We start from the raw sequence: 19,329 nt of genomic DNA on the forward strand, positions 1-19,329 counted from the left end.
TAGGAAAAGAACTTATGGAAGAAAAAAGATTAGAAGATCTTGCATTTTTAAACAGATATTATGAAAGCGGTCTAACAAATATTCTTGTGGTCTATGGCCACAGGAATACCGCTTATAAGGAGCTTCTTTTAAGATTTATGGAAAATAGAAGAAGCTTCTATTTTAGTGCGCGTTCCGTATCAGAGAGGGAACAGCTCTTTTTGTGGGGCAATGAGCTTAAGGCGAAGAGTATAGAGGTTTCAGAATATCCAACCTATACTGAGATTCTTGAAAACTGCATCGGAGCATCTGTGAAGGTTCCAACTATCCTTGTTATCGACTCGTTTGAGTACGCTGTCAGAGCTTCCAGGAACTTTATGGAAGAACTTACTTCTTTTGTGGACAAAAATGGCAGAAGTAAGCAGATATTAGTCATCTTATTGAGCCAGGATATCAATTGGGTAGAAAACAGCATGGTTTCGAGCCTTGGAAATCTTTCTGCCAAGATAGCAGGATTTAGAAAGATAAAGCCCCTTCCATTTTCTGATCTTAGGGCACATTTTCCTAATATGTCCTATAGAGATGCAGTTCTTACTTATTCTATTCTGGGTGGTCAGACAGGCCTTTGGAGATACTTTGATGACAAGTATTCCTTTAAAGAAAATGTCTGCAAAAACATCCTTGATGAAGCTTCTTTTTTGCATGGGGAACCCTATAGACTTACTGAGTATAATCTAAGAGAAACAGCGGTTTATCATACGATACTTTCTCAGATGGCCAGAGGTGTTAATAAGCTAAATGATCTTTATCATGCTACCGGATTTTCCAGAGCCAAGATATCAGTTTATTTAAAAACGCTTATTCATCATGATCTTGCCTATAAAGCGTATTCTTTTGGTAACGCCGGAAGAGAAAATGTTATTAAGGGAGTGTACAAGATTGCTGATCCACTGCTGGATTTCTACTTTAGATTTATTTTCCATAATGAAAGTAGTTTAACCTTAATGCCGGCAGAGAAATTTTATGATATATTTATATCTGCAGGAATTCAAAAATACGCCAATGAGTATTTTAAATCTGTTTGCAGAGAATATATCTTTAAACTGGAAGAAAAAGGTCTTTTTCCCTTCGAAATAGGCGACGATGGGGAATGGATCGGTAAGGACGGAACGATCGACCTTATCATGCAGAGCGATACCGGGGATACAGCTCTTGCAATTTGCTCCTGGCAACAGCAGATAACTCATGCCGATTTTGAAAAACTAATTTCCTGCGCTAGTAAAGCAAAACTAGAGGGAGATTATTACTATCTCTTTTCAACGACTGGTTTTGATCAGTGGCTCGTAGATGCAGCTGCGAAGTCAGATGGCAAGATCAGACTGATCGGGATAGATGAATTAACGAATGTCTAAAAGCGTATATATAGCAGAAAAACCAAGTGTCGCTCAGGCTTTTGCCAGCGCACTTAAAATCGATTTTACCAGGAAAGATGGTTACCTGGAGTCAGATACAGCGATTGTCACGTGGTGTGTCGGACATCTGGTAACCATGAGTTATCCTGAGGTCTATGACGAAAAATATAAAAGGTGGGCACTTGACACCCTTCCATTTATTCCGCAAAACTTCAAGTATGAAGTTATCGGAAATGTCTCAAAACAATTCAAGATAGTAAAAGGATTACTTACAAGAGAAGACGTAGATACGATCTATATTTGTACTGACTCAGGACGTGAGGGTGAGTATATCTATCGTCTTGTTGATATGCAGGCTGGTGTTACCGGCAAAAAGAGAAAGCGTGTGTGGATAGATTCACAGACTGAGGATGAGATACTAAGAGGCATCAGAGAAGCTAAGGATGACAGCGAGTATGATAACCTTGGCGCCGCAGCTTTCCTAAGAGCTAAAGAGGATTACCTTATGGGTATCAACTTCTCAAGAGCCCTTACTCTTAAGTATGCGTATTCAATCAAGAATTATCTCAACGTCGATAAATGTGTTATTTCAGTAGGTCGAGTTATGACCTGCGTTCTTGGAATAGTAGTAGATAGAGAGCGAGAGATCAGGAACTTTGAAAAGACACCTTTCTATAGAGTAATGGCTGGCATTGATCTTGGAGGCAAGGTCAAGGATGCTGAGTGGAGAGTAACACCTGATTCTCACTATGATGGCTCTCCAGAGCTTTATAGTGAAAAAGGCTTCAAGACTGAGGAAAGTGCTAACAGGCTTATTTCATCCCTTGTAGGTATGAATGGAGCACAGCTTAAAAAATCTGATGATTCAGATGACAAGAGTATTGTTCTGGAGACAGCTTTAGATGCTGTTGTTGAGAAGTGTGAAAAGAAAAAAGAAGTTAAGAATGCACCGCTTCTTTATAACCTCGCAGAGCTTCAAAATGACTGTTCAAGATTCTTTAAGATAAACCCTGATGAGACACTGGCTGTAGCTCAGGAGCTCTATGAAAAGAAGCTTACAACTTATCCTAGAACTGATGCCAGAGTAATGTCATCAGCAATAGCTAAAGTTATAAGCCAGAATATCAAAGGCCTTACATCCTACGAGCCATGCGCTGTATTTGCTAAGGCAATACTGCAGCATGAGTCTTATAAGGGAATAGAAAAGACCAGATATGTAAATGATAAGGCTATTACTGACCACTATGCGATCATTCCTACAGGTCAGGGCCTATCAGCTTTGTCCTCCCTTAGCCCGACTTCAGCTAAGGTATATGAGATAATCGTAAGGCGTTTTTTGGCAGTCTTTTACCCGGCAGCCAATTATCAGAAGGTAGCTCTTGAGATATCGATGAATAACAAGGAAGACGAAGGCAAAAAAGAGCATTTCTTTGCAAACTTCAAGATCCTTGCTTCTAAGGGATACCTCCACGTAATGGATTATTCTTTTGCCAAAAATAAGAACGATAATAAGGCCAAAGACGAAGAGGCTGAAGGCAAAGGAGATAACGACGCAGAAGAGACAGTTACAGATGAAGAGCTCTTTGAATATCTTCAGAAGATCAAGAAAAATGATGTTTTGAAGGTTGACAGCTTTGGAATCAAAGAAGGAGAGACTTCTCCTCCAAAGAGATATAACTCTGGAACCATCATTTTGACCATGGAAAATGCGGGACAGTTCATCGAGGATGAAGAACTGCGAGCACAGATAAAGGGTTCCGGAATTGGAACAAGTGCCACAAGAGCTGGTATCCTTACTAAGCTTGTTAATATTGGATATCTTAATCTAAATAAAAAGACTCAGATCATCACCCCAACTCAGATGGGAGAAATGGTCTACGAAACTGTAGCGTGCTCTATGAAGCCTATGCTTAACCCTGCTCTTACAGCAAGCTGGGAGAAGGGACTTACAGGAGTTGCAGAGGGTGAGATCTCAGAAAATGAGTATATGACCAAGCTTGATGACTTTGTAAGTAAGAGGACCAATCTGGTAAAACAAAATGACTACAGAGGTCTTTTAAGATCAAGATTTGATTACGTTTCATCCAATTATAAGGAAGTGACCAAAAACACTGCCAAGAAGGGATCAAAAAAGAAAGTAAAAGAAAGCTAAATAGCTTTGTATAAATGGAGGTTTTAGAAATGGAAGAGTTTAAGATTAGCAATATGTATGATCTAAATGAGACTATTGCTGCTGACTACATGAAGACCAAGGAGTATCCATGGGAACTTCTTGCGGGCATCAAGGATTACATCATCGAGCTTGGTAACAGCCTTCCAGCTGACAAGTACGAAAAACGCGGTGAGAATGTATGGGTAGCAAAGAGTGCAAAGGTCTTTGATTCAGCCTATATCGGCGGTCCATGTATCATTGATGAAGAAGCAGAGGTTAGACAGTGTGCGTTTATCAGGGGATCAGCCATTGTTGGCAAGGGCGCAGTAGTAGGTAACTCTACAGAGCTCAAGAACGTTATCCTTTTCAATAAGGTTCAGGTTCCTCACTACAACTATGTTGGAGATTCGATCCTTGGATTCAAGGCTCACATGGGAGCTGGCTCTATCACTTCAAATGTAAAGAGTGACAAGAAGCTCGTTGTTGTCAAAAATGGAGCTGACGATCAGGTTGAGACAGGACTTAAGAAGATGGGGGCAATGCTTGGCGACAACGTAGAAGTAGGCTGCAATTCAGTTCTTAATCCAGGAACAGTGATCGGCAGATGGTGTAATGTATATCCTCTTTCATCTGTAAGAGGATGCATCCCTGCACATCATATTTTCAAGGACAAAGATCACATTGTTAAGAAGATAGAAGACTGATAATCTAAAAGTTCTGTTAAAAATATGTCATTCCCCATTGAAATATGGCGGAAGATGTGCAAAAATAAAAATGGTGCTCTGTGAGTGCCGAGGAAAATCAGGTAGTAAGTAATGAAAATTACTTTAAAATACGAAAGGAGATTTTTACATGATTTACTCAACAGAGGTAAAAAACATGTGCCCTGTAACACAGGGGGTACATCATGGCGCTGCTCCCATTCCAGAAGAAGCTAAATGGGTTCAGTCAAAAGAAATAAAGGATATTTCAGGATATACACACGGTATTGGCTGGTGTGCTCCTCAGCAGGGCTGCTGCAAACTTTCCTTAAATGTTAAGGATGGTATCATTCAGGAGGCACTTGTAGAGACTATCGGATGTTCAGGTATGACACATTCTGCAGCTATGGCTTCAGAAATTCTTCCAGGACTTACAGTTCTCGAAGCTCTTAACACAGACCTTGTTTGTGACGCTATCAACACAGCTATGAGAGAGCTTTTCCTTCAGATCGTTTATGGTAGAACACAGTCTGCATTCTCTGAGGATGGACTTCAGATTGGTGCAGGTCTTGAGGATCTTGGTAAGGGTAACCGTTCAATGGTTGGTACAACATACGGAACACTTGAGAAGGGACCTCGTTACCTTGAGCTTACAGATGGTTACATCACAGACATCGCTCTTGATGAGAATGATGAGATCATCGGATACAAGTATGTTAACTTTGGTAAGATGATGGACTTCATCAAGGCTGGTGATGATGCGAACACAGCTCTTGAGAAGGCTAAGGGACAGTATGGACGTGTTGCTGATGCAGTTAGATGCATCGACCCAAGACACGAGTAATAGGTAAGGAGGAAAAAATACAATGGCTTTATTTGAATCATATGAAAGAAGAGAGCCCCAGATCCTGGCTTGCCTTAAGGAGTATGGAATTTCTTCTATCGAAGAGTGTAGAGATATTACAATGGCAGCTGGCATCGATGTTTACAAGCTTATCGAAGGCATCCAGCCAATCTGCTTTGAGAACGCAAAGTGGGCTTACACAGTAGGTGCTGCTATCGCAATCAAGAAGGGTTGCAGAAAGGCTGCAGACGCAGCTGCTGCAATCGGTATCGGACTTCAGGCTTTCTGTATCCCAGGTTCTGTTGCTGACCGTCGTAAGGTTGGTATCGGACATGGTAACCTTGGAAAGATGCTTCTTGAAGAGGATACAGAGTGCTTCGCATTCCTTGCTGGTCACGAGTCATTCGCTGCAGCTGAGGGTGCTATCGGTATCGCTGAGAAGGCAAACAAGGTTCGTCAGAAACCTCTTAGAGTTATCCTTAACGGTCTTGGTAAGGATGCTGCTCAGATCATTTCACGTATCAACGGTTTCACTTATGTAGAGACTCAGTATGACTACTACACAGGTGAGGTTAAGGAAGTATTCAGAAAGTGCTACTCAAAGGATGCTAATTCACCTCGTGCAAAGGTTAACTGCTACGGCGCTAACGATGTACAGGAAGGTGTAGCAATCATGTGGAAGGAGAACGTTGACGTATCTATCACAGGTAACTCAACTAACCCTACAAGATTCCAGCACCCAGTAGCAGGTACATACAAGAAAGAGCGTATTGAAGCTGGTAAGAAGTACTTCTCAGTTGCTTCAGGTGGTGGTACAGGTCGTACACTTCACCCAGATAACATGGCAGCTGGTCCTGCTTCATACGGTATGACAGATACAATGGGACGTATGCACTCAGATGCACAGTTCGCTGGTTCTTCATCAGTTCCTGCTCACGTAGAAATGATGGGACTTATCGGAGCTGGTAACAACCCTATGGTTGGTATGACAGTTTCAACAGCCGTTTCAATCGAGGAGGCTGCAAAGGCTGGTAAATTTTGACCTTGATCACTTGACGAGGTTTTTTCGAGTCTAGTGAGCATGGTCGTTCGATCGAGCGTTAGCGAGAGTCGAACGACCATATTACTGTTATATAACAAAAGCGAGCGCTTAGGCGCTCGCTTTTTTATCTTCTTTTTTCGGGATGTTCCTGATAGAACTTATCTTTATCCTTGTACATTTCTTCGTCAGCATATCTCATGGCAAGTCTTAGATTTCCATTACTAGCATCATGATAATAACCTATGGCGAAATGAAGCCAGTCTGGATCAGAAGCCTTTTCTCTAAGGAGCTTTATCTTTTCCTTGAATTCATCTTCTGAGCTAAAGGAGATGATAGTAAATTCATCGCCGCCAGCTCTGTATATCTTGTCACCTTTAAAGACTTCTTTTAGAACCTCAGCAGCATTTACAAGAAGTCTATCACCTTTATCGTGGCCGCCATTATCATTTATAGTCTTAAGTCCATTAAGATCACAGAAAGCAACGCTAAATGGCCTTGGTTCAAACTCTAACTTAAGAGCAAGTTCATCGACGTTGACGTTCATGCAGTTACGGTTATATACGCCTGTTAACATGTCGACGTTACTCAAATATTCCAGTCTCTGGAGGAATAAGTAATTTGCTATTTCTGATGAAAGGAAGAAAGAAACAAGTTCTATTGTTTCTTTTATCCTTATTATGTTCTTGGTATCAAAATTAGTTATAAAAAGATAGCCGATTATTTCCTGCTGGTGGATAAATGGAACAAGGCACACACTTGTAACCTTGTACTGATGAAGAGTAGCAACCCAGGCAGGGTTTTTCTTTTCCATCTCACCCATATCGTTTTCATCTTTGATTATGATGGAGTTAGTCTCTTTTAACAAATTCTTCCAACTAGCTACAATATCATATGAGATAGTAGAGAATGCCTTTTCTGGAGCTGTTGCATCTCCGATGGCATCATCACTTAATATCTTATATTCCTTAATATCCTGGTCAATTGTCATGACTGCTGCGGCTGTGGCATTTGTGTACTCACGAATATCTTTTGTTACTGTTAAAAGACTTGATCTGAATTCTTTTTCATTTCTAAGTTCGAGACAGGTCTTTATTACAAAGCTTGCGATATCAGGTGAAACAGCAGCGTATTTGCCACTGTCCATATCCTTACTAAGGGTGTACAGGAACTGGCAATAAGCTATGTTAGGATCATCAGATTCTCCGCATACAGGAAGGAGAATATCCTGAGTCCAAAAGCCATACATTTTAGTTGTATCTACATAAGTGTTTATGTACTCTTTGTTCCAGGCTGCCTTAAAACACTCATTTTCAAAGTTTGGCTCTTTTGGAAGATGAACAGTGTAGGGCTGGCCTTCGATGTGCTTTTCAAAGTCATCAAAAGAAGGCTTTTCACCAGATTCGTTTTCAGCAAAAAGATCGTAATAATTTTTTTTGAATATGTCATTTATAGCAAAAAACTTAACTTCTCCACAGCTTCCGTCAGGCTTTTTTTCGACTGACATTACAGTACAGGGGATGCTAGCGGTATTTGCTATTATTTTCATTGACTCATAAGTAATCTTTGCCATAATCACTTCACCATATCAGGATAAGAATTGTAAAATTCTTCATTGAATTCGTGTTCATACTCATTTGCAAAATGCATAGCGCTATGTAATTCGCCTTCAGATGCGTCACTGTAATAACCTACAGTGAAGTATATCCAGTTAGGGTCATTGGCCTTAGATTTCAGTAGCTCGATCTTGTTTTTGAATTCTTTTGCATCACAGTTCATTGAGATGATAGCAAACTCATCACCGGATGATCTGTAGATAAAATCGCCCTTAAAGACTTCTTTTAGGAGTTTGCCAGCGTCTTTTAACAGGTTATTACCTGCGTCATGTCCCTGGTTTACGTTGATGGTTTTTAAAGTATTAAGATAGCAGAATGCTACGCTAAATGGTGCAGGTTCATATCTCAACTGAGCGGCAAGCTCATCGACTTTGTTGTTCATTGCGTTTCTGTTAAGTACACCGGTTCTGGTATCCATAGAGCTTAAGTCTTTTAGTCTGTCTACAAAAAGGTGGTGAGCTGCCTCTGTGGATAAGAAGAAGGAGACGAGCTCGATAGTATCTTTTAACTTTGCGGTTTCATCAGTATCGAAGTTTGTGATGTATAAATAGCCTATGATCGTGTTTTGATGGATAAATGGAACAAGGCATAGGCTGTGAACATCATTATCTCTAAGAGTTACGACCCATTTAGGAGCTTTCTCTTCGTAGTATTTCATGTCTTCTTCATTTGTGATAATGACGCAGTCGGTTTCAGCAACCAGTCCTTCCCAACAATCTATTATTTCATATGGGATCATTGCGAATATATCGCGAAGGCTTTTTTCATTATTCTGGACACTCTCACTGATGATCTCGTATTTGTAAATATCAGGTGAAATGGTCATAATACAGGACGAATATGAGCCTGTAAATTTCCTAAGATCTCTTGTTACAAGATCCATGCTGGAATAGAAATCTTCCTCTTTTCTGAGGTTCAAACATGTCCTGATAACAAAGCTTGCTACCTCAGGAGAAATAGTAGAGTACTTACCAGCATCCATCTCTTTTGTAAGAGTATATAGAAGCTGACAGTAGCCAGTATCTGAATCTTCATCATGCATTAATGGAATAATGTAGTTATCTGTCCAAAAACCATATAACCTTGTCGTATCAATGTAGCCGTGATAGCTTTTTCCCTTCCAGGCTGCATCGAACCAGATCTTTTCCATTTTTGGATCTCTTGGTAGTTTGTAAGTGTATTCCTTACCTTCAACATCTTCGCCGGTCATGCTAAATTGTTCATTGGTGGCAAACATGTGGATCTCACCACAACTTCCATCGGGATTTTTCTTGACTGACATAACGCAACAAGGCATATCGCACAGATTCACCAGCGCTTTGAATTGTTCATAAGTTTTATCTGCCATAAAAGAAGCCTCCGACAATGCTTTTTTAGCGATTATACATTTATATCTGTACTATTCTATAATATCATATTAAGTTTAAAAAAATACAGTATATGGTTTAGTATTTTATGAAAATAGTATTAAATAATTATTGTTTTTCTTAGTTGTATATACTTCCTAGAAATCTGGACTTGTTGTATAATATCTCTTAATGATGACGTGGGAAAATGCGCATCATATCGCTTATTATAAGGAGGGGAAAATGGAAATCAGTTATGTGTTTTTCTGGCTCTTTGTTACTATTGTTTTAGCAGCAATTGAGCTTGCAACCATGGGACTACTGACAATATGGTTTGCAGTTGGCGCGATAGTAGCTATGCTCATAAGTTTCCTTGATGTTCCATTCATTGTTCAGTTTGCGATATTCCTTATCGTATCCGTCTGTGCAATGCTGGTGGTGAGACCTTGGGCTGCAGCACATCTTAACAACAAGATCAAAAAGACTAATGTAGATGCTCTTGTTGGCAGGAAGACTATTGTAAAAACAGATATTGACAACATCCATGGTACAGGAAAGGTAGAGCTTGACGGCTCAACATGGCTTGCAACTTCCGCATCTGATGAGATCATCAAAGAAGGAGAAGAAGTTGTTGTTAAAGAGGTACATGGAGCAAAATTAGTTGTTGAAAGGGAGGCTGAATGATCATGGGAGCTTATGCAATTTTAGTTTTAATATTTTTAGCATTGATATTACTTGCGTTTAATATTAAGATCGTGCCACAGGCACATTCATATGTAGTAGAGAGACTTGGAGCTTATAAGGAGACTTGGGATGTAGGTCTTCATTTCAAAGTTCCATTTATCGATAGAGTAGCCAGACAGGTGGATCTTAAGGAGCAGTACTGCGACTTCCCACCTCAGCCTGTTATCACACAGGATAACGTTACTATGCAGATTGACTCTATAGTATTCTTTAGAATTTCTGATCCTATGGCTTATGCATATGGGGTTAGAAATCCTATCGGAGCTATCGAGAATCTTACAGCTACAACACTTCGTAATGTTATTGGTTCACTTACACTTGATGAGACTCTTACATCAAGAGATCAGATCAATGCTCAGATGCAGGATGCACTTGACATTGCAACAGACCCTTGGGGTATCAAGATCACAAGAGTAGAATTAAAGAACATCAATCCTCCAGAGCAGATCCGTGATGCTATGGAGAAGCAGATGAAGGCTGAAAGAGAAAAAAGAGAAAAGATCCTTTTTGCAGAAGGCGAGAAGCAGTCACAGATCACTGTTGCAGAAGGTGAGAAGCAGAGTAAGATCTTACAGGCTGAAGCTGACAAGCAGGCTACAATACTTAGAGCTGAAGCTGAAAGAGAAAAGAGAATAAGAGAGGCAGAAGGTCAGGCTGAAGCTATCAAGAATATTCAGCAGGCTAATGCAGAAGGTATCAAAATGCTCAAAGAGGCAGGAGCTGACGAGTCAGTTCTTACACTTAAGAGCCTTGAAGCATTCGAGAAGGCGTCTAACGGACAGGCTACTAAGATTATCGTTCCTTCAAACATCCAGGGAATCGCTGGTCTTGCACAGTCAATCAAAGAAGTTGTTAAGTAATGCCTTTTCATAACCTTCTAGTGGCCGATTGACCATAAGGGTAGTTATGAAAAAGACTAGGTTTAAAAATAAAAGTAGTATCGTTTTATATTTTCTAAAGGGAAGTGCAATATTTTTTGTCCTAGCCATATTAGTATCATTTTGTGTGACATTTTTGGAGCTTATTGGTCCCAAGATTGTCCAGTATACCATTGATAATTGTATTTCAGGAGCTGCCGCTACAAATAGCGGCAGCGTTCCTGATTACATTTTGTTTTTGATGGATAGGCTGGGGGGCAAGGAATATCTTGGCACTCATCTTTATCTGGTGGCAGAATTAGTAGCTGTTATAGCTGTTTTAACTGCCATATTCAGATACCTGTTCAGGGTTATCAATTCAATTGCAGCTGAAAAACTTATAAAAAGAATGAGGGATAAGCTCTTTGAGCATATCATGCATCTGCCATTTTCCTGGCATGGTGAAAACCACACGGGTGATATTATTCAGAGGTGTACTTCCGATGTAGATACCATCAAGATGTTTATTTCAGAGCAGCTTCTTTCGCTATTTAGGATCATGATCAGGATCGCAGTGGCAATGCATTTTATGATCAGGATAAATGGCGAGCTTACAATAGCTTCAGCTGTGTTTATTCCAATAATCGTGCTATATTCATGCTTTTTCCACAACAGGATCAGTACCGGCTTTGAGAAGGCTGATAATGAAGAGGGAAGACTTTCCGCCACGGCTCAGGAGAACTTAACTGGAGTTCGTGTAGTAAGAGCCTTTGGCAGAGAAGCCTACGAGAGAGAAAAATTTGAAAAGCAAAACTATGAGTATACGAATCTTTGGATTTCTCTTATGAAGACACTGGCTGCTTTCTGGGCATCCAATGATTTTATATCAGGCTTTCAGGTTATGCTCATTACTGTTCTTGGTGCAGTTTACTGCGTAAATGGTAGTATCACAGTTGGTGAGTACGTTGCCTTTGTTTTCTATAATTCTATGCTTACATGGCCTGTTAGAGCCCTTGGAAGGATCATTTCAGAGATGAGTAAGGCGGGTGTATCTATTGACAGGCTTAGATACATTATGAATTCTGAAGAAGAAAAAGACGTAGAGAATGCCAAAAAACCTCCTATGGATCAGGACATTACTTTTGAAAATGTATCTTTTGTCTATGGCAACGGTTCAGAGGATGTTCTTGATAACGTAAGCTTCAAGATAAAAGCAGGCACCACCTTTGGAATCCTTGGTGGAACAGGATCAGGCAAATCTACACTCATGTATCTGATGGACAGGCTCTATGACCTTCCAAAAGATGGCGGTAGGATCCTTATTGGAGATACAGACATAATTGATATCAAAAGGTCGCATCTTCGCGAAAATATTGGATTTGTTCTTCAGGAGCCGTTTCTCTTTTCAAGAACTCTTTCTGAGAACATTGGTATTACACAGAAAGAGAAAAATGAAAAAGAGATACGTGAAGCAGCAAAGATTGCAGCTCTTGATGAGACCATAGAAAGCTTTGGCCAGGGATATGAGACTTACGTAGGAGAAAGAGGCGTGACACTATCTGGTGGACAAAAGCAGAGAACAGCCATTGCTCAGATGCTGGTATCAGATCCTCCTATCATGGTATTTGATGATTCACTCTCAGCAGTAGATACCCAGACAGATGCCAGGATCAGAAAGGCTCTTTCAGAAAATAAGGGAACTAGTACTGTGATTCTTATATCTCACAGGATCACGACCCTTATGCAGGCTGATAATATCCTGGTCCTTGATCATGGCAAGGTTTCTGAGATAGGAAGCCATGAAGAGTTACTTAATAACAATGGAATCTATAAGAGAATATTTGATATTCAGATGCAGGGAACATGAATACAGAGAAAAATATAAAACTAAAACTATTTGGGATACCAAAACTGTATCCCTTCATAAAGCCGTATTTACCCAAGATAGTAGTGATGGTGATCCTAGGAATATTAAGCTCATTAGTTGACTCAATATATCCGATCTTTAACAGGTATGCTTTAAATAACTTTGTTGGCAAAGGGACACTTGATGGACTTAATGTTTTTGTGATCCTTTATCTTGTGATACTTCTTTTGCAGGTTATTGATAACTACGCAGCTTGTTATATGTGCGGTCAGGTCGAGATGTCAATGGACAGAGACCTTCGAAATGCATCCTTCAACCATTTGCAGGAGCTTTCATTTGCTTATTTTAATCAGAATAATGTAGGTTACATCCATGCCAGAGTCATGAGTGATACAGGTAAGATAGGCGTAATGGTGTCCTGGAGAATGATGGATATTATTTGGAACGGCTCATATATCGTGTTTGTTCTTTTGATGATGCTCATCTTAAACGTTAAGCTTGCGCTATTTGTTATAGTGCTTGTGCCTATTGCGGCGGTTCTTACAACTTACTTCCAGAAAAAGCTTGTTGTCTTAAACAGAAAGATAAGAGAGATAAATTCCAAGATAACAAGTAACTTCAATGAAGGTATCACAGGTGCCAAGGCCATCAAGACTTTGGTGGTAGAAGATAAGATACAAGGTGATTTTGAAAAAGACACAACGAAGATGTACAAGACCTCTGTACATGCAACTCACTACTCGGCATTTTTTACTTCTGCAATTACCTTTATGTCATCAATTGCCCTTGCAGTAGTGCTGTGGCGAGGCGGTAATATGAAGCAGGAAGGCATCATTGAGATAGGAACTCTTTCAGTGTTCTTGTCCTATGCCCTTGGACTTTTGGAGCCTGTTCAGAACGTTATCGTGACTATATCAGAGCTTATATCTGTTCAGGTCAATGTAGAGAGATTCTTTAGACTTCTTCAGACAGAATCTGACGTTGCAGATACGCCTGAAGTTATTGAGAAATACGGTGATACCTTTAATCCCAAAAAGGAGAACTGGGAACCACTTCACGGTGATATCAAATTTGAAGACGTGTCCTTTATGTATCCAGACGGCGATGAGTACGTCCTTGAGCACTTTAACCTTGATGTTCCTCAGGGCACAAACGTAGCCATCGTAGGTGAGACAGGTGCCGGCAAGTCCACACTTGTAAATCTCGTGTGCAGATTCTTTAAGCCAACTGCAGGTAAGATCCTGATAGATGGCAGAGATGCTGCAGATAGATCTCAGCTATGGCTTCACAGCAATATCGGATACGTCCTTCAGACACCACATCTTTTCTCAGGTACAGTCAGAGATAACCTGAAATATGGAAAGCCTGACGCCACAGAAGAGGAGATCTGGAAAGCACTTAAGCTGGTATCAGCAGACGGAATCGTAAAGAGAATGGAAAAAGGCCTTGATAGTGATGTCGGAGAAGATGGAGATATGCTATCAACTGGTGAAAAGCAGCTTCTTTCCTTTGCAAGAGCAATTCTTGCCGATCCAAAGATCCTTGTACTTGATGAAGCTACAGCTTCTATTGATACTGTGACTGAAAAGGCTATTCAGGATGCTATAGTTACAGTGACTAAGGGCAGAACATCTTTTGTTATAGCTCATAGATTGTCAACTATCGTAGATGCGGATATTATATTAGTTGTACAGGATGGTAAGATAATAGAAAGAGGTACACACAAACAGCTCATGGAAGCTAAAGGCTATTATCACGAACTCTTTACCAGACAATTTGCTGAAATTAGCATTAATACCGCTGTAGGGGAGTAACTTAATATGATGGATGTGGCAGTATTTAGTGATATTCACGGAAATCACTCAGCACTACAGGCATCAATAGATTATGCTGTAGGAAAGGGTATCACTAATTTTGTCTTATTGGGTGATTATGTAACAGATTGTCCCAATCCTCAAAAGACCATGGAACTGATATATGTACTCAAGCAGTACTTTAACACCTATATAATCCGTGGAAACAGGGAGGAATATCTTTTAAACTACAAAAAAACAGGTGAAGGAAGATGGAAAAAGGGTTCCGCCAGCGGATCACTTCTTTATACCTATGAGAATCTTACGGATAAAGACTTTAACTTTTTTGAATCGCTTCCAAACTATGGAATATTTCAAAAAAAGGGCCTTCCCGGATTTGAATATTGCCATGGTTCACCAACTAATACTACCGAGCTTCTCTTTAATGAAAAGAGAAATACCAAGAAGGTACTTACGCATCTTAAGACTGGTATGCTCCTTCATGGACACAACCACATTCAGGGTTCATATACATACAGGGGTAAAAAAGCTGTGAATCCCGGATCAATCGGTATTCCCTGGGGATATGGTGGCAAGACGCAGTTTGGCATAATCCATGGAGATGGCAAGGTTTGGGAAGAAGAGTATGTTCAGCTTGAATATAATAGAAAAGAGATCATAAGGGAGTTTAAGGCTTCTGATCTTTGTGCTTATGCCCCTGCCTGGGCAGCAGTTACTATGCATACCATAAGAACTGGAGTGGATCTTAATCAGACCGTTCTACTAAGAGCCATGAGACTATGCGAGCAGGAAAGAGGTTATGTGAAATGGCCGGATATTCCTGAAAAATACTGGGCTATTGCTTTAAAAGAAAATAATATAGACCTTCACGGAAAGGAAATTCCGATATTAAAAAAAGAGGATGCTTGATGGCATCCTCTTAAATTTTGCTCATTAAATTGTAGTATCAAGAGCAACTGAAGTATCAGCAGCTGTTGTCTTGTTAGCATCTTTGTCATACTGCTTTAACTGATCATCAAGCCAGGATGATTTGTACTTGGCGTATTTGTCAGCCGTTACAGTTGATGTATCAGTCTTTTTAGTATTATCAGTTTTTGTAGTATTATCGACACCTGCTCTTCCAAGACCGTCTACAAAGTTTGATTTCTTGGTTGTAGCTGTGGCTTTTTTGGTAGTTACTGATTCAACAGCAGTGGTTGTAGAACCGGTCTCACGATAAGCATTAAGTGCATTCTGATTACCAACTTTTTTGACATATGCCTTAACCAGTGAACCATATGCTCCGCTCTTAATAGTGGAATAATCACCAATGAGACTACTCATATCATTGACGTAATTATATGATCCGGAAAGGCTGCTAAAGATATTGGCACTCATAACATTCACCTCCTTGATATTAGCCCGATAGACCTCCATGTCACGGGGAAAACTTCACATTTTTTGGTTCTTATATTATGGCAAAAAAGCCTGGATTTTGCAATTTTTTGAAGATAAAAAATCTATAAAATAATAATTTTTCTGAAAAAGGGGGATGGATGATTTTGATAAATGGCTTAAATAGTAGGAAATATAACTATATTATTATTAAAAGATAGAAAAAACGAGTATATAAAAGAAAAAAGTAGAAAAACGATGATTTTATAAGAATAAACAAAAATATACAACTTGCATATCATACTAGAAAAAACTAATATATGTTCTAGTGGTTAGCACTCAACATAAATGAGTGCTAACAAATAAAAAAAGTACATCATCAAATGATTATATAAGGAGGCAATTACAATGAAGTTAGAACCATTATCAGACAGAGTTGTTCTTAAGCAGCTTGAGGCAGAAGAGACTACAAAATCAGGTATCGTTCTTCCAGGCGCAGAAAAGGAGAAGCCACAGCAGGCAGAGGTTATCGCAGTAGGACCTGGCGGAGTTGTTGATGGTAAAGAAGTTAAGATGCAGGTTAAGAAGGGTGATAATGTTATCTATTCAAAATATGCTGGAACAGAAGTTAAGCTTGAGGATACAACATATATCATCGTTAAGCAGAACGACATTCTTGCAATTATAAAGTGATGATATTTGAGATTGCATAAAATCATTAAAATTTTTATCGGAGGCGATTAAAATGGCAAAGACAATTAAGTATGGTGCTGATGCCCGCACAGCTATGGTAGAGGGTGTTAATAAACTTGCAGATACAGTTAGAGTAACAATCGGACCTAAGGGTAGAAACGTAGTTCTTGATAAGAGCTATGGTGCTCCAACAATCACAAACGACGGTGTTACTATTGCAAAAGAGATCGAGCTTGAGGATGCTTATGAGAACATGGGCGCTCAGCTTGTAAAAGAAGTTGCTACAAAGACAAACGATGTTGCTGGTGATGGTACAACAACAGCTACAGTTCTTGCACAGGCTATGATCAACGAAGGCGTTAAGAACCTCGCTGCAGGTGCTAATCCAATCGTACTTAGAAAAGGTATGAAGAAGGCTACTGATGCAGCAGTTGCATCAATCGGCAAGATGGCTACAAAGGTTAAGGGCAAAGAGCAGATCATGAGAGTAGCAGCAGTTTCATCAGGAGATGATGAAGTTGGTCAGATGATCGCTGATGCTATGGAGAAGGTTTCTAACGATGGTGTTATCACAATCGAAGAGTCCAAGACAATGCAGACAGAGCTTGACCTTGTAGAAGGTATGCAGTTCGATAGAGGATACATTTCAGCATACATGGCTACAGATATGGACAAGATGGAAGCTAACCTTGAAGATCCATATATCCTTATCACAGACAAGAAGATTTCAAACATTCAGGATATCCTTCCACTTCTTGAGCAGATCGTTAAGACGGGTTCTAAGCTTCTTATCATCGCTGAGGATGTTGATGGTGAGGCTCTTACAACTCTTATCGTTAACAAGCTCCGTGGAACATTCAATGTAGTAGCTGTTAAGGCTCCTGGTTATGGTGACCGCAGAAAGGCTATGCTTGAGGATATCGCAATCCTTACAGGTGGTAAGGTTATTTCTTCTGATCTTGGTCTTGAACTCAAGGATACAACAATGGATGATCTTGGAAGAGCTAAGAGCATCAAAGTTGAGAAAGAAAAGACAACAATCGTTGATGGACTTGGCGCTAAGAAAGAGATCGAGGCTAGAGTATCTCAGATCAAGAAGCAGATCGAAGAGACAACATCAGATTTTGATAAAGAGAAGCTCCAGGAGAGACTTGCTAAGCTCGCTGGCGGTGTTGCAGTAATCAGAGTTGGTGCCGCTACAGAGACAGAGATGAAGGAAGCTAAGTACAGAATGGAAGACGCTCTCAACGCTACAAGAGCTGCAGTTGAGGAAGGTATCATCTTTGGTGGTGGTAGCGCATATATCCACGCATCTAAGGAAGTTGCTAAGCTTGCTGATTCTCTTGAAGGTGATGAGAAGACAGGTGCTAAGGTAGTTCTTAAGGCACTTGAGGCTCCTTTATGGAACATTGCAAACAATGCAGGTCTTGACGGATCAGTTATCGTTAACAAGGTTAAAGAGTCTAAGCAGGGTATCGGTTTCAATGCTTACTCAGAAGAGTATGTAGACATGGTTAAGGATGGAATCATCGATCCAGCCAAGGTTACAAGATCAGCTCTTCAGAACGCTACATCTGTTGCATCAAGCTTCCTTACAACAGAAGCTGCTGTAGCAACAGTAAAAGAGCCAGTTCCTCCAATGCCAGCTGGAAATCCTGGAATGGGAATGATGTAAGCGATAACGAGTCAAACTCAAAATGACAATAAATGCCGCGAAGCGGTAGTAATAGATAAAACCACGGATCCAAGTTTACTTGGTAATCCGTGGTTTTTCTATTACTTAGAGTGCGTTAGCACGCATTTATTGCCATTTTGAGCTTGACGACAACGGTTGATAGGGAAATCACGAAGTGATTTCGCTATATAAGTCTCTAAAATCATTGGTGGCTTTTAATTATAACTTCTAGTATCAAAAATATTAACTTTATAATTTTAAGTTTTGCTTTATATTACCATTCGCTTTTTTTATCAAATTTTCGACTTTTTTTGTTTGAAAGCATGATTTCTATTATTTACAATGATACCAACAATAGAATATCTATACAGAGATATTCTATAAGTTGGATTTATTTTTTTATGAGATGGTAAGAGAATATATCGCTTTGCCAGGAAAGGGGTTTATTATGAAAACTGTAAAAGAAAGATATGTGAAGTATTTAAGAAAAAAGGGGTTCACGTTAGCTGAACTACTTATTGTGGTAGCCATTATTGCAGTTCTTGTAGCCGTATCAATTCCTATTTTTACAGGAAAGCTTGAGCAGGCAAGAATAGCAACAACTGAAGCAAACATCCGTAGTGCAAAAGCGGCAGCTTTAGCTGATTGGATGGATGTTGCACAGATTGATGAAGAAAACTTTGATGAGAGTTTCCTTGCAAGTGTAAAGAACTTCTTTAATTTAAGTATGGTTGTTTACGCTGATAATTCAATCAAGTATTATGATAAGGGCTCTTCAGTAGTATATATTTACGATGCAGAGAAAAATACCTTGATTGATAATAGCTCAGCTGGTAAAACTCAAGGCGTAAAGAAGTCAAACAACTTGTACACACAAATTGCTGTGCAGATTGATACAGGTACAAGTGTAGTAAAAACAAATCCATATATCACTGGAACTGAGAAGAAAGAAGTTCTTGACGATAAATTTGAAATTAATTCATTTGATACAGCTACAAATACTAGTGCAGGAAGTAACACGGGCTCAGGAAGTGGTTCTGGTAGTGGAAGCGGTTCAGGAAGTGGTTCTGGTGGCAATTCAGGAAGTGGCTCAGGTTCCTATCCTATAGTTCCAGTTCCTACACATAGTGGTGGTGGTAGTAAATAATATGTAATAATAGCAGCCTAGTACGTTTGGGAGTATTAGGCTGCATTTTTATCTACGATTTATTATTTT

General features: G+C 39.7%; 16 protein-coding genes. 13 read left to right on the forward strand and 3 right to left on the reverse strand.

What is annotated here, in order from left to right; all coding sequences use genetic code 11:
- The first annotated feature begins 14 nt into the window (after nt 1-14).
- The 5 genes from BUA02_RS06140 (at nt 15) to BUA02_RS06160 (ending at nt 6,130) form a co-directional block, all read left to right on the forward strand.
- Nucleotides 15-1,391: an ATP-binding protein gene (locus BUA02_RS06140; protein WP_072701839.1), complete on the forward strand. Its 1,377-nt coding sequence runs from the start codon at nt 15-17 to the stop codon at nt 1,389-1,391.
- Nucleotides 1,384-3,543, forward strand: coding sequence for a DNA topoisomerase (locus BUA02_RS06145; RefSeq protein WP_072701841.1), 2,160 nt, complete (start codon nt 1,384-1,386; stop codon nt 3,541-3,543). The genes BUA02_RS06140 and BUA02_RS06145 overlap by 8 nt, the downstream gene beginning before the upstream one ends.
- Nucleotides 3,544-3,572: 29 nt before the next feature.
- Nucleotides 3,573-4,247 (forward strand): LbetaH domain-containing protein, encoded by a 675-nt coding sequence (locus BUA02_RS06150; RefSeq protein ID WP_071175852.1) that lies wholly within the window; start codon nt 3,573-3,575, stop codon nt 4,245-4,247.
- A 148-nt stretch (nt 4,248-4,395) separates the two neighbouring features.
- A complete protein-coding gene (locus BUA02_RS06155; RefSeq protein WP_071175853.1) occupies nt 4,396-5,088 on the forward strand; it encodes an iron-sulfur cluster assembly scaffold protein in 693 nt (230 codons plus the stop codon).
- Between the two features lie 22 nt (nt 5,089-5,110).
- Nucleotides 5,111-6,130: a GGGtGRT protein gene (locus BUA02_RS06160; protein WP_072701843.1), complete on the forward strand. Its 1,020-nt coding sequence runs from the start codon at nt 5,111-5,113 to the stop codon at nt 6,128-6,130.
- Between the two features lie 124 nt (nt 6,131-6,254).
- Here BUA02_RS06160 and BUA02_RS06165 read toward each other — a convergent pair whose 3' ends face one another.
- Together BUA02_RS06165 and BUA02_RS06170 are read right to left on the reverse strand one after the other, a co-directional pair.
- The gene (locus tag BUA02_RS06165) at nt 6,255-7,700 is read right to left on the reverse strand and encodes a sensor domain-containing diguanylate cyclase (RefSeq protein ID WP_072701845.1); all 1,446 of its coding nucleotides are present in this window, start codon (nt 7,698-7,700) and stop codon (nt 6,255-6,257) included.
- Nucleotides 7,701-7,702: 2 nt separating this feature from the next.
- Nucleotides 7,703-9,091 (reverse strand): GGDEF domain-containing protein, encoded by a 1,389-nt coding sequence (locus BUA02_RS06170; RefSeq protein WP_072701847.1) that lies wholly within the window; start codon nt 9,089-9,091, stop codon nt 7,703-7,705.
- A gap of 241 nt (nt 9,092-9,332) precedes the next feature.
- On the opposite strand from BUA02_RS06170, the gene BUA02_RS06175 reads away from it, so the two are divergent.
- From BUA02_RS06175 to BUA02_RS06195, 5 genes are read left to right on the forward strand one after another with little or no spacing between them, the layout of a single operon-like run.
- Nucleotides 9,333-9,773: an NfeD family protein gene (locus BUA02_RS06175; RefSeq protein WP_071175857.1), complete on the forward strand. Its 441-nt coding sequence runs from the start codon at nt 9,333-9,335 to the stop codon at nt 9,771-9,773.
- Nucleotides 9,774-9,775: 2 nt separating this feature from the next.
- Nucleotides 9,776-10,693 carry an SPFH domain-containing protein gene (locus BUA02_RS06180; RefSeq protein WP_071177446.1) on the forward strand — a complete coding sequence of 306 codons (918 nt, stop codon included), beginning with the start codon at nt 9,776-9,778 and terminating at the stop codon, nt 10,691-10,693.
- Nucleotides 10,694-10,739: 46 nt separating this feature from the next.
- Nucleotides 10,740-12,557 (forward strand): ABC transporter ATP-binding protein, encoded by a 1,818-nt coding sequence (locus BUA02_RS06185; RefSeq protein WP_072701849.1) that lies wholly within the window; start codon nt 10,740-10,742, stop codon nt 12,555-12,557.
- Nucleotides 12,554-14,371, forward strand: a complete 1,818-nt coding sequence (locus BUA02_RS06190; protein ID WP_072701851.1) for an ABC transporter ATP-binding protein — start codon at nt 12,554-12,556, stop codon at nt 14,369-14,371. Before BUA02_RS06185 ends, BUA02_RS06190 begins: the two co-directional genes overlap by 4 nt.
- A 6-nt stretch (nt 14,372-14,377) precedes the next feature.
- The gene (locus BUA02_RS06195) at nt 14,378-15,280 is read left to right on the forward strand and encodes a metallophosphoesterase family protein (protein WP_083385780.1); all 903 of its coding nucleotides are present in this window, start codon (nt 14,378-14,380) and stop codon (nt 15,278-15,280) included.
- Nucleotides 15,281-15,304: 24 nt separating this feature from the next.
- Here the strand turns inward: BUA02_RS06195 and BUA02_RS06200 are convergent, their stop codons facing one another.
- A complete protein-coding gene (locus BUA02_RS06200) occupies nt 15,305-15,748 on the reverse strand; it encodes a hypothetical protein (protein WP_072701853.1) in 444 nt (147 codons plus the stop codon).
- A gap of 405 nt (nt 15,749-16,153) precedes the next feature.
- Here BUA02_RS06200 and BUA02_RS06205 point away from each other — a divergent pair, with 405 nt between their 5' ends.
- From BUA02_RS06205 to BUA02_RS06215, 3 genes are all read left to right on the forward strand, one after another.
- On the forward strand, nt 16,154-16,438 hold the full coding sequence (locus BUA02_RS06205) for a co-chaperone GroES (RefSeq protein WP_071175861.1): 285 nt from the start codon (nt 16,154-16,156) through the stop codon (nt 16,436-16,438).
- Nucleotides 16,439-16,490: 52 nt separating this feature from the next.
- Nucleotides 16,491-18,113, forward strand: coding sequence for a chaperonin GroEL (gene groL / locus BUA02_RS06210; RefSeq protein WP_072701855.1), 1,623 nt, complete (start codon nt 16,491-16,493; stop codon nt 18,111-18,113).
- 448 nt (nt 18,114-18,561) lie between these two features.
- Complete coding sequence (locus tag BUA02_RS06215) at nt 18,562-19,260, forward strand: type II secretion system protein (protein WP_207647707.1); 699 nt, start codon at nt 18,562-18,564, stop codon at nt 19,258-19,260.
- Nucleotides 19,261-19,329 lie beyond the last annotated feature (69 nt).

It is taken from the genome of Butyrivibrio hungatei DSM 14810 (assembly GCF_900143205.1).
GTDB lineage: Bacteria > Bacillota > Clostridia > Lachnospirales > Lachnospiraceae > Butyrivibrio > Butyrivibrio hungatei.